11 protein-coding genes and 1 riboswitch are annotated in these 11619 nt (G+C 71.0%); of the genes, 5 read left to right on the top strand and 6 right to left on the bottom strand.

Features of this window, described 5'->3' with window-relative positions:
* Positions 1 to 50: 50 nt before the first annotated feature.
* Both AS97_RS05635 and AS97_RS05640 read right to left on the bottom strand, forming a co-directional pair.
* A complete protein-coding gene (locus AS97_RS05635; RefSeq protein WP_059143921.1) occupies positions 51 to 1040 on the bottom strand; it encodes an EamA family transporter in 990 nt (329 codons plus the stop codon).
* A 31-nt stretch (positions 1041 to 1071) separates the two neighbouring features.
* Complete coding sequence (locus AS97_RS05640; RefSeq protein ID WP_079059340.1) at positions 1072 to 1599, bottom strand: Clp protease N-terminal domain-containing protein; 528 nt, start codon at positions 1597 to 1599, stop codon at positions 1072 to 1074.
* A gap of 225 nt (positions 1600 to 1824) precedes the next feature.
* Between AS97_RS05640 and AS97_RS05645 the strand changes: the two genes are divergently transcribed.
* Positions 1825 to 2253, top strand: coding sequence for an SRPBCC family protein (locus AS97_RS05645; RefSeq protein WP_059143922.1), 429 nt, complete (start codon positions 1825 to 1827; stop codon positions 2251 to 2253).
* 66 nt (positions 2254 to 2319) lie between these two features.
* On the opposite strand, the gene AS97_RS05650 is transcribed toward AS97_RS05645, so the two are convergent.
* Positions 2320 to 2976 carry a PadR family transcriptional regulator gene (locus AS97_RS05650; protein WP_059143923.1) on the bottom strand — a complete coding sequence of 219 codons (657 nt, stop codon included), beginning with the start codon at positions 2974 to 2976 and terminating at the stop codon, positions 2320 to 2322.
* 163 nt (positions 2977 to 3139) lie between these two features.
* Here AS97_RS05650 and AS97_RS05655 point away from each other — a divergent pair, with 163 nt between their 5' ends.
* Together AS97_RS05655 and AS97_RS05660 are read left to right on the top strand one after the other, a co-directional pair.
* The gene (locus AS97_RS05655; protein ID WP_059143924.1) at positions 3140 to 3364 is read left to right on the top strand and encodes a hypothetical protein; all 225 of its coding nucleotides are present in this window, start codon (positions 3140 to 3142) and stop codon (positions 3362 to 3364) included.
* 114 nt (positions 3365 to 3478) lie between these two features.
* Entirely contained in the window at positions 3479 to 4303 is an 825-nt protein-coding gene (locus AS97_RS05660; protein ID WP_210564439.1) for a PhzF family phenazine biosynthesis protein, read from the top strand.
* A gap of 27 nt (positions 4304 to 4330) precedes the next feature.
* On the opposite strand, the gene AS97_RS05665 is transcribed toward AS97_RS05660, so the two are convergent.
* On the bottom strand, positions 4331 to 5071 hold the full coding sequence (locus tag AS97_RS05665; RefSeq protein ID WP_236670184.1) for a CPBP family intramembrane glutamic endopeptidase: 741 nt from the start codon (positions 5069 to 5071) through the stop codon (positions 4331 to 4333).
* Between the two features lie 145 nt (positions 5072 to 5216).
* The gene (locus AS97_RS05670; protein ID WP_210564440.1) at positions 5217 to 6719 is read right to left on the bottom strand and encodes a glutamate--cysteine ligase; all 1503 of its coding nucleotides are present in this window, start codon (positions 6717 to 6719) and stop codon (positions 5217 to 5219) included.
* A gap of 446 nt (positions 6720 to 7165) precedes the next feature.
* Here AS97_RS05670 and AS97_RS05675 point away from each other — a divergent pair, with 446 nt between their 5' ends.
* Positions 7166 to 7753 (top strand): hypothetical protein, encoded by a 588-nt coding sequence (locus AS97_RS05675; protein WP_059143928.1) that lies wholly within the window; start codon positions 7166 to 7168, stop codon positions 7751 to 7753.
* A gap of 264 nt (positions 7754 to 8017) precedes the next feature.
* On the top strand, positions 8018 to 8224 hold the full coding sequence (locus AS97_RS05680; RefSeq protein ID WP_043236576.1) for a DUF5999 family protein: 207 nt from the start codon (positions 8018 to 8020) through the stop codon (positions 8222 to 8224).
* A 130-nt stretch (positions 8225 to 8354) separates the two neighbouring features.
* Here the strand turns inward: AS97_RS05680 and gcvP are convergent, their stop codons facing one another.
* A complete protein-coding gene (gene gcvP, locus AS97_RS05685; protein ID WP_086710558.1) occupies positions 8355 to 11270 on the bottom strand; it encodes an aminomethyl-transferring glycine dehydrogenase in 2916 nt (971 codons plus the stop codon).
* Between the two features lie 191 nt (positions 11271 to 11461).
* Positions 11462 to 11559: riboswitch (glycine riboswitch) on the bottom strand.
* Positions 11560 to 11619 lie beyond the last annotated feature (60 nt).

Consider the following 11619-nt stretch of genomic DNA (forward strand, 5'->3'; position numbering starts at 1 on the left):
GGGGAGGCCTCGCCGCCCTCCGGGTCGTCGTACGTCGGGAACGGGGGCGGTCACCCTCCCGCCGTGTACTCCCGCTCCCCCTCGACCGGCGCCGAGGCCGCCACCGGCTCGGCGGCGGCGGCCTTCGGGGTGGAGGTCTGGGCGATCAGTGCGCCGGCCAGCACCACCACACCGCCGACGACCTGCGCCGCGCCCAGGTGCTCATCCAGCAGCACCCACGCCAGAACGGTCGCGATGACCGCCTCCAGACAGGCGAGCACCCCGGCCACCTGCGGTGAGAGCCGACGCACCGACAGCACCCCGGTGAGATACGCGATCACCGTCGCCACCAGCACGATCCAGGCGAGCAGCACCAGGGCGGGAACGCGGGCGCCCGCCAGGTCGGCGCCGCCGGCGAGGACCGTCCAGTCCATGCCCCAGGGGCGGCCCACCACGGTCAGCGCGACGGCCCCGATCAGCAGTCCATAGGCGATGACGCCGAGCGGATCCGCCGGGTCCTGGCCGTCGCTGCCGTGGTCGGAGAGGACGAAGTAGCCCACCTGGCAGAAGGCCGCGCCGAAGGCGAGCAGCAGTCCGAGGGCGTTGAAGCTCAGCCCGGACCAGACCTCCACCACACACGCGAGTCCGCCGACGGCCAGGACGACGCCGATCGCCGCGGCCCGGCTCACCGGCCGGCGCTGGACGAACCGCACCCATCCCAGCACCAGCGCGGGCGCCAGGTATTCGACGAGCAGCGCGACGCCGACGGGGATCCGGGAGAGCGCCGCGAAGTAGCAGGCCTGCACTCCCGCGACGGCCAGCAGGCCGAACCCCACCAGCAGGGCGGGGCGGCGGGTCAGCAGCCGGCGATGGCGCCAGGCCAGGGGCAGCAGGATCAGGGCCGCGCCGGTCACCCGCAGCCAAGTGACCTCGAGCGGCGCGAGCCCCGCCTCGATCAGCGGTTTGGCGGCGACACCCGATCCGCCGAACGTGAGCGCCGACACCAGGGCGAGCCCCAGGCCGACCTTCCTCTGCCGTGAGTGGCCTCCGGATACCTGCACCGGGCCATCATGTCAGCTCGCGTCAGCACCGTCATCCCGTTGACTGCTGGCAGGTCTCCACGGCCAGGGCGGTGACCAGCGGTTCGACGGCGACGCCCGCGCGCCGCAGCACCTCCATGGCGCGGCATTCCCGGTCACGGACGAACGCGGCGAGGAGATCTAGGCCACCGGCGCGGGACCCGCCACGGGAGGCGGCGCGGCGGACCGCCGCATCGAGGGCGGCCGTCGCGGCGGGCGACCACCCGGCCGGCCCGCTCCCCGCCGACGGCGCCGCTCCCGAGACCTCGACGGTGCCGCTCCACCGGAGCCCGTAGCCGATGACTCGCTGCACCAGATACCCCAGCAGCCGTATCACCTGGGGCGTGCCGCCGGGAAACACCTCGCGCAGATCCGGGTCGGACTCCAGGAGGCCGTGCAGCAGATGGGCGGTGTCGATCTGCGCGTCGCCATCGCGTACGGCGCGCCGACGAGCTCCCGCGATCACGGTGGCCACCACTTCGCTGACCCGGTCCTCGCATCCGGCGTCGTCCGGGCCGGCGGAAAGGGTACGACTTCGCACGCTCTCACCCCATCAGTCCCTTGAGGCCGGAGCATCCTCGCCAGGAAGCATGTGCGCATCCCACCATGGTTGTGCGCGGATGACCGGTTCTCGTCCTCGGGGAGGAGAGGAAGGGGGAACACCGGAACTGACGACTCGTCAGTATTGAATATTCCGGACCCCGGGGCTACGTTGCCCGGCACCGTCGCACCACACACCGCAGGAACCCGCCGAAGGGACTCCCCCATGGCCGAGGTCAGCGCGCAGACACGCATCGAGGCACCGGCGGAGAAGGTCTGGGCCCGGCTGACGGACTTCTCCACATACGGCGACTGGAACGCCACCCACACCAGCTTTCCGCGGGGCGGCCCGGCCACGCTGGAAGTGGCGGCGACCTATGAGGAGAACATGAGACTGATGGGCTTTCCGGCCGAGGTGACCTGGACCGTCGAGGAGTGCGAACCCGCCCGGCTGTTGGCCACCCGGGGCAAGGGCCCGATGGGCGTGAACCTCGCCATGCGCTATTCGCTCACACCGGACGGCGATGCCACGACGGTGCGCGTGGACGGGGAGTTCACGGGGGCGGCGGTCTCCTTGATGGCCGGGAAGCTGAAGGACTCGGCGACCGGCGCGCTCAATGAGTCACTGCGCAAGCTGAGCGCGCTGGTCGTCTGACGCCCAACAGGCACCGGATCCCCCGCCCCGCCGCCCCCGTGCGGCCGTACCCCCGTCCGATCGGGCTCAGCTCTCGCCGCCCCGCTCGGCACCGCCCTTCTCCTCGTCCTGCTCGGCGAGGATGAGATACAGCCGCTTGCGCGACTCATTGATGACGGAGACGGCCTTCTGCCGCTGCTCCGCGCTGCCGGTGCGCCAGACCTGGGAGAACGCCTCCATCAGCCCGAAGCCCGCCTGACGGACCTCCCGCATGGCCTCCCAGTCGATGCCGCGCCCGGCCTCCTCCCACGGGGCCGCGGGCCCCGCCTCGGCCTCGGTACGGCCGGCGTCGGTGAGCGCGAACAGCTTCTTGCCGCCCTCGCTCTCGCTGCCGATCAGCCCCTCGTCCTCGAGCAGCTGAAGCGTGGGATACACCGAGCCGGGGCTGGGCCGCCAGGCTCCCCCGCTGCGCTCGGCGATCTCCTGGATCATCTCGTAGCCATGCATCGGGCGGTCCTTCAGCAGGGCCAGGATCGAGGCGCGCACATCGCCGCGCCGCGCCCGCCCACGCGGCCCGCGGCCACCGGGGCCGCCGCGGCCTCGGCCGCCGAACGGGGGCCCACCGAAGGGCGGGCCGTCGAAACCGGGGCCGAACGGGCCGAATGCCGCGCGCCGCCCCTCACCCTCGCCCCGGCCGCGGTGGCCGGGTCCGCAGTGTTCACGTCCATGTCCATGGGAACGCATCGTGACGCTCCTTCCTATCGTCGATCCATCACGACACGTCAACGATATATCGGAACCGATCGGATGCCAACCCCTGTGGCTCGCCGGCTTGCGTGAAGCCGGTTGTCGTCCGAGTGCTCGGCTACGGGTTCTTCCTGGCCGCGCCGTTTCCTAGACTCACGGCATGAAGAACAACACGTGCACCCACTGCGGCACCGTCGGCCTGGCGGAAGGATTCATCGAGGACGCCGGTGAGCATTCGCGCGGGTACGCGCGCTGGATCGAGGGGGCGATGGAGCGGGGACTCTTCGGGGGCGCCAAGCGGATCGGCCGTCCCCGGCGGAAGATAGCGGCGTTCCGCTGCCCTGAGTGCGGGCACCTCGAGCTGTTCGCCGCCGACGAGGGGTAGTCGGCCCTCGCTCCCCGCACCACCGGCCAGGGCCGACACCACCGCCCCCAGGGGGTGCCACGGCTGGAGGATTGGCCATGGCTGCCCCGCATACCGCCGCCTACGGTCGGCGGTATGCGGATACGTATCGTCGACGCCTTCACCGAGCACCCCTTCGCCGGCAACCCGGCCGGGGTCGTCCTTCTCGACACCGACTCCTTCCCGGACGACGGCCGGCTGCAGCAGGTCGCCGCCGAGGTCAATCTCGCCGAGACCGCCTTCGCCCATCCGCTCCCGCAGACCGCGGAGGCGGACTGGGCGCTGCGCTGGTTCACCCCGGTCACCGAGGCGCCCATGTGCGGCCATGCCACGCTCGCCACCGCCCATGTCCTGAAGACCACGGGGGCCGCGACCGGCACGGTCCGCTTCGCCACCCTCAGCGGGGTCCTGTCGGCGACGGCCGACGACGGCGGCTCCATCACGCTGGACTTCCCCACGGCCTCACTGACCGCGCTGCCGGTCCCCCAGAAGACGGCCGAGGTCGCCGGAGCGCTCGGCGCCGAGATCGTGTCCGCCCATCACGCCGGCCCGCACATCGACGATCTGCTGATCGAGCTGGCCGACGAGAAGACCGTGCGCGCCCTGGCCCCCGACCTCGCCTCACTCAAGCGGATCAGCCACCGGGGCGTCATCGTGACCGCGGCCGCCGAGGATCCCACGCGCGGCTACGACTTCGTCTCGCGGATGTTCGCCCCGGCCGTCGGCATCGACGAGGACCCCGTCACCGGCAGCGCCCACACCGCGCTCGCGCCCTACTGGTCGGCCCGGTTCGGCCGCGACGAGCTGACCGGGATGCAGGCGTCCGCGCGCACCGGCCTGGTCCGCACCGCGCTGCGCGGCGACCGTACGCTGCTGACGGGCGGCGCCGTCACCGTCATCGACGGCGAACTGCTGGCCTGAGACCCATCGGTCACGACGGATGGCGGGTCAGGCCGTGGGCAGCCAGTCCACCCGGCCCGCCAGCAGGGCGTATCCGACGAAGGCCACGATGTCGATCAACGCATGCGCGGCGACCAGCGGCCCGACCCGCCCCCAGCGGCGGTAGAGCAGCACGAAGATCACACCCATCGCCAGGTTGCCGAAGAAGCCGCCGATCCCCTGGTAGAGGTGGTACGAACCGCGCAGCACCGAGCTGGCCAGCAGGGCGGCCATCGGGGTCCAGCCCAACTGCCCGAGCCTGCGCAGCAGATAGCCGACCACGATCACCTCCTCCAGCACCGCGTTCTGCACGGCGGAGGCGATCAGTACAGGAATCTTCCACCACACATCGGGCAGCGACTCGGGCACCACCGTCAGATTGCCCCCGGCCGCCCGCGCTCCCAGGTACAGCAGCAGCCCGGTGCCGCCGATCGCGGCCGCGACCGCGGCGCCCCACGCCAGGTCGAACCGCGGCCGGTCGCGGTCGAAGCCGATCGTCCGCAGCCCGGCGCCCTCGCGCAGCAGCAGATGGGCCACGAGCGCGACCGGCACCAGCGCGGTCGAGATGCCGAACAGCTGCCAGGCGAGATCCAGCCAGGGCCGACCCGGCGCGGCGGAGGAGTTGAGATTGGCCGCCTGGTCCTTGAGCCCGCCCGGTTTGGTCACCGAGCCGATAAAGCTGATCAGTGCGGAGAGCCCGCTCGCGCCGAGGGACAGCGCCAGCACGAGCAGCGTCTCAGTGCGCAGCATGCGCCGCGAGAGCCTGTCCTCGACCGGGGCATCCGCGCCCCGCGCCTGTGACCGCACTCCTGTCCCCACTTCCGCTTGTCCGCCTCATCGGGCGCGTCCGCCCCGCTCACCGGACAATACGGTGTCATGGTCGCCGGTGTGGGCGTCACCCGGAGAGATCGGTGGGCCAGGTGTGCACCGGCGCGTCGGTCCGCATCAGGGCGCAGTAGCGGCGGGTCATGGCCGCGAGCGCGGCGTCCCGGTCCAGCCCGCCGGCCAGCGCCCGGTGGTAGGTGGCCGTCTGCCAGGACGCGCCGTTGACCCGCAGCTTGCAGCGCTCCTCGATCACGCCGAGATAGCGGTCGCGGTCGGCGGGCTCCACGCCCCAGGAGTCGAGGCCGGACGCGGCGAGCGGCAGCAGCTCCTCGCGGACCAGCCGTACGGCGGAGGTGCGGGCCAGGGAGGCCGACCGGCCGGATCTGGGCCACTGCAGGACCGCGTCGATGCCGTGCCGGCAGGCCGCGTCGAAGTTGGCGGCGGCGGCCGCGAACGGCAGCCGGGTCCACACCGGGCGAGACTCCTCGGCGAGCGCCCTGACCAGTCCGTAGTAGAAGGCGGCGTTGGCGATGACATCGGTGACGGTGGGCCCCGCCGGAAGCACACGGTTCTCCACGCGCAGATGCGGAACACCGTCCACGACATCGTAGACGGGCCGGTTCCAGCGGTAGATCGTGCCGTTGTGCAGCGCCAGTTCCTGGAGCTCGGGCACCCCGCCCCCGTCCAGCACCCGCAGCGGGTCCTCGTCCTCGCCGGTGGAGAGCAGGGGCGGGAAATAGCGCAGGTTCTCCTCGAACAGCTCGTAGGCGGAACCGATCCAGCGCTCGCCGAACCAGGTGCGCGGGCGCGCCCCCTGGGCGGCGATCTCCGGCGGACGCACATCGGTGGCCTGAAGGAACAGCGGCGGCCGGGATTCGCGCCATGCCTCATGGCCGAAGACGAAGGGGGAGTTGGCGCCGATCGCGATCTGTACGGCGGCCACCGCCTGCGCCGCGTTCCACGCGTCCGCGAAGCGCCCCGGGGTGACCTGGAGATGGAGCTGGACGGAGGTGCAGGCCGCCTCGGGGGCGATGGAGGCGCTGGCGTAGGTGAACCGCTCACGGCCCTCGATGTCGATGAGGAAATCCTCGCCGCGGGCGGCCAGCATCTGCTCGTTGAGGAGTTTGTAACGGTCGTCATAGGAGAGGCTCGTGGATCCCAGATCGTCCGCGGCGAGGGTCGGCAGAATTCCGATCATTACGATCTCGGAGGACACTTCCCGCGCCTTGCGATCGGCATATGACAAACCGGTCCGTAGCTCTTCCGAGAGCTGATCGAGAACGCGTCCGCGCAAACGGTGGGGCACGATGTTTACTTCAAGATTGCACTGCCCGAGTTCGGTCTGGAAATCATGACTCCCGATACGCTCCAGAACCTCCGCGTTCATCATCCTCGGCAGTCCGTCGGCCCCGGCGAGATTCAGCTCGATCTCCAGCCCCATCAGATTCTTCGGGCGGTCGAATCGCTTGTCGGCCAGGAGCCGGCCCAGCCCGTCGAGGCACTGCCGCAACCGGACGCGCTGCCGTCGCCGGCCGGACGGGTCGAACTCACCGGCTATGAGCTTGTCCCCCATCGAAGCGTCCCTCCTCGAGTGGATCATCGGTGCCAGCCGTCTGCACACCACGCTCGATGATGCCCACCAATGTGATCGATAACGCCCCGCGATCCCCACCCAGCCGGTAGGCTCTCTGGAACTCTTCATTGCGCCGGAAAATTGGACCGGCGAGTTCCAGCCTACCGCGTCGGCCTCAAAATGCCAGGTCATATCCGTTCATCTGGCATGGAATCGGGGAAAATCCCCGCCTTCTCAGGGTCTGGATAACGTCTTGTCGGCAATGCGGGCAGCGGCTAGATGAAACACAACGGGAACATGTGTCGTATAAACTCGGCTAACGAGGCAGAGAGATAAGGCCCGAACGGTCTGTTCCGGTTCCCCTCTGACCCGTGTTCCACCGACAGCGCCGCCCAAACCCGGCCCGCTATCGCTTCACCGTGTCTCCAAGCGAGAGGCGACCCACCATGCCGCTGCATGTGCCCCAGGCCCCCGCGCCCGCCCTGCGCAGCGTCCTCACGGCCCTTGATTCCCCCACCGCCGTCCGCGAGGCCCGCACCCCGGTACTCTCCACGCTCACCGGCCCCTTCGAACCCGAACTTCCGCTCCCCGTCCATGTCCTGGACGACATCACCACCGCCGACGGCCCGCCACGCACCCGGCTCACCGGCTGGCGCTTCCTGATCCGCGACGGCAACCGCACGGTGGCCGCCGCCGAGGCGATGCTCACCGCCGACGGCTGGGCCTTCTCACACTTCTCCGAGGGCCCCTATGTCAGCTCGGCCGAACTCGCCCTGAGCCAGGCCGAGTCGCTGCCCTCGGGGTACCAACCGCGGCTGCTGTCCATTCCCGAGCTCTACATGGTCACGCTCTGGCTGCACGGCGACCTGACGGCGGACGGCGCCGAAGGCGGCCTCGGCGCGGGGGACCTGTTGGTGCCGCTCGCCCCGGCCCCGCCGGGGATCGCGCCCCACCGGGCGCATCGCGCGACGGATTTGCTGCCGGTTCTCACCCACCGGCTCACCCGGGCTCCCTTGCTTGGCTCACCCGCCTGACCTGGGCCTCCGCCAGGTTGGGAGCGCCCCGTGACCGCCGGGTCACGGGGCGCTCCGCAGCATCCTCGTAACAGTCCGGCGGCGATGAACCGTCCGGACGGGTGATGCGTCATTATCTAGCGAGACCGGTACCGCGAAATCCCTGCGGATTCCAGGCCGTAGGGCAACACTGGAGCAATCGACCGACTCAAACCACGGGGGGCGGCCATGAACGCCGCAGCGAGCCGCAGGACCTTCACCACTCCGCAGCGAAAGAACCCTGTCATGTGCCAGCATCAACCACCCTGCCCGTCAGCCGACTCCGCCGACCGGGAGGCCGCCCATCTGGTGGCGCACCACCCGGAGCAGGGATGGAGCCTGCTGTGCAACGGCGTCCTGCTCTTCGAGGACACCGGTGAGCTGCTGCCGGACGGGCGCGTCATCGCACCCTGCCGGCCGCGGGGTTCCGAGCACATCGTCACCGCGGCCTGACGGTCGCCCACGCCGTCACCATGGCCTGACCCGCCGTCGACGGCACGTACCCGCAGGGGCCGGCCCGGCGTATCCGCCGCACCGGCCCCATTGACGCGCCTGCGAGTCTCCGAGTTCGGAGGGGAAGCCCTCAGCCCTCGTAGGACTCCAGCGGCGGGCAGGAGCAGACGAGGTTACGGTCCCCATAGGCCCCGTCGATCCGCCGCACCGGCGGCCAGTACTTGTCGGCCGCCGAGACCCCGGCCGGGAAGACCGCTTCCTCCCGGGAGTACGGGTGGTCCCACTCCCCGGTCAGCGACGCCGCCGTATGCGGGGCGTTCCGGAGCGGGTTGTCCTCCTTGGCCCACTCGCCGGAGCCGACCTTCTCGATCTCGGCCCGGATGGCGATCATCGCCTGGCAGAAGCGGTCCAGCTCCGTCAGATCCTCGCTCTCGGTCGGCTCGATCATCAGCGTCCCGGCGACGGGGAACGACATCGTCGGCGCGTGGAAGCCGTAGTCGATCAGGCGCTTGGCCACATCGTCGACCGTCACGCCGGTGGCCTTCGTCAGCGGCCGCAGATCCACGATGCACTCATGGGCCACCAGGCCGCCGGGGCCGGTGTAGAGCACCGGGTAGTGCGGCTCGAGACGCTTGGCGACATAGTTGGCGCCGAGCACCGCGACCTGGGTCGCGCGGCGCAGCCCCTCGGCGCCCATCAGCCGGATGTACGCCCAGGAGATCGGCAGGATCCCCGCGGAGCCCCACGGCGCGGCCGAGACCGGGCCGACTCCGGTGGCCGGGCCCGCGGCGGGCTGCAGCGGATGGTTGGGGAGGTAGGGCGCCAGGTGCTCGCGCACCGCGACCGGCCCGACGCCGGGACCGCCACCGCCGTGCGGGATGCAGAAGGTCTTGTGCAGGTTCAGATGCGAGACATCGCCGCCGAACCGGCCCGGCTCGGCGAGCCCGACCAGCGCGTTGAGGTTGGCGCCGTCCACGTAGACCTGACCGCCCGCGTCGTGCACGGCCGCGCAGATCTCGGTGATGTGCCCCTCGAACACACCGTGGGTGGAGGGGTAGGTGACCATCAGCACGGCCAGTTCGGCACCATGCTTCTCGATCTTGGCACGCAGGTCGCCGGTGTCGATCTCGCCGTCCTCACCGGTCTTGACCACGACGACCTTCATGCCGGCCATCACGGCGCTGGCGGCGTTGGTGCCGTGCGCGGAGGACGGGATCAGGCAGACGGTGCGCTGGGTGTCCCCGTTGGCACGGTGATAGGCGCGCACCGCGAGCAGCCCGGCGAGCTCGCCCTGGGATCCGGCGTTCGGCTGCAGGGAGACCTTGTCATAGCCGGTGACCTCGGCCAGCCGCTCCTCCAGCTCACGGATCAGGGTCAGATAGCCCTGGGCCTGCTCGGCCGGTGCGAAGGGGTGCAGCGCGCCGAACTCGGGCCAGGTGACCGGCTCCATCTCGGTGGTCGCGTTGAGCTTCATGGTGCAGGAGCCGAGCGGGATCATGCCGCGGTCCAGGGCGTAGTCCCGGTCGGCCAGCCGCCGCAGATAGCGCAGCATCGCCGTCTCGGAGCGGTGCTGGTGGAAGACCGGGTGGGCCAGATAGCCGTCGTGGCGCAGCAGGGCCGCGGGCAGCGCGTCCGGCGCCGCGGCGTCCAGCTCGTCGATGCCGGGGATCCCGGTGGCGTCGCCGTTTCCGCCGTCCACCCCGAAGGCGGACCACACGGCGGCGAGCTGCGCACGGGCGGTGGTCTCGTCGCAGGCGATGCCGACGTGGTCGGCGTCGGCCAGCCGAAGGTTGACCCCGGCCTCCCGGCCCGCGGCGACCACCTCGGCGGCCCGGCCCGGCACTCGCGCGGTGAGAGTGTCGAAGAACGCGCCGTGCACCACCTCGACACCGCCGGCCCGCAGCCCCTCGGCGAGCACCGAGGCGTAGCGGTGGGTGCGGCGGGCGATCGCGGCGAGCCCGTCCGGGCCGTGGTAGACGGCGTACATCCCGGCCATCACGGCCAGCAGCACCTGGGCGGTGCAGATATTGCTGGTGGCCTTCTCCCGGCGGATGTGCTGCTCACGGGTCTGCAGCGCCAGCCGGTACGCCTTGTCGCCGTCGGCGTCCACGGAGACCCCGACCAGCCGGCCGGGAAGGTTGCGGGCGTAGGCGTCGCGCACCGACATGAACCCGGCGTGCGGTCCGCCGAAGCCCATCGGGACACCGAACCGCTGGCTGTTGCCCACCGCGATGTCCGCGCCCAGCTCGCCGGGCGAGGTGAGCAGGGTGAGCGCGAGCAGATCGGCGGCGACGGTGACGATGGCGCCCAGCTCATGGGCGCGCTCGATGACCGGCCGGGGATCGCGCACCACGCCGGAGGCGCCCGGGTACTGCAGCAGTACGCCGAAGACCCCGCGTTCGGCGATCTCGTCCGGAATGCCCTCGGCCAGATCGGCGACGACGACCTCGACACCGGTCGGCTCGGCGCGGGTCCGCAGGACCGCGACGGTCTGCGGCAGACACTCGGCGTCGACCAGGAAGACGCCCTCCTTGACCTTGCCGACGCGCCGCGACAGCGCCATCGCCTCGGCGGCCGCGGTGGCCTCGTCCAGCAGCGAGGAACCGGCCGTGGGCAGCCCGGTCAGATCGGCGACCACGGTCTGGAAGTTGAGCAGGGCCTCGAGCCGACCCTGGGAGATCTCCGGCTGGTAGGGCGTGTACGCGGTGTACCAGGCGGGGTTCTCCAGCACATTGCGCAGGATCACCGGCGGGGTGTGGGTGCCGTAGTAGCCGAGACCGATCATCGACGGCAGCACCTGGTTGCGGTCGGCGAGCCCGCGCAGCTCGGCGATGACCTCCGGCTCGCTGCGGGCCGGGGGCAGGGCATTCAGCGCCTCGGTGCTCCTTATGACCTCCGGTACGGCGGCCTCGGTGAGCTCGTCCAGCGAGCCGAAGCCGACGTGGGCGAGCATCTTGGCCTGCGCCTCGCCGTCGGGGCCGATATGGCGCTGCTCGAACGGAGTACCGCGTTCCAAGTCGGAGAGTGCGATGCGATTGGCGGTCATCTGCGGGGGCCTCCTGGTCTGTAACGACCGGCGAGGGGCACCGCGGCGCGGGTGCCCGGACGGCCTCCCCCTCTGTCATCTCAACCTGAGAGCTTCACCGGTCCACGTACCGCCTGACCGGTTTTCACCGTCGGTGAGGAGGGGTTCCGGAGCTCTGCTAGCCCGTGGCCCGCCCTGCTTTCCAGAGTGACCTCACCCGCACGGTACGTGTGCCTGAGAGATTCCGGGGAGGGTTTGCTCCTTCGGCGCCTCCGACAGCGTCGGCGGAGGACTCTCCCGCACGGGGTTTACAGCCACAGTCAGCGTACCAGCGGTTCTATCGTGGGGGACGGTCGCCGGCGTTCGAGTG

Source organism: Streptomyces sp. AgN23, assembly GCF_001598115.1.
Taxonomy (GTDB): domain Bacteria; phylum Actinomycetota; class Actinomycetes; order Streptomycetales; family Streptomycetaceae; genus Streptomyces; species Streptomyces antimycoticus.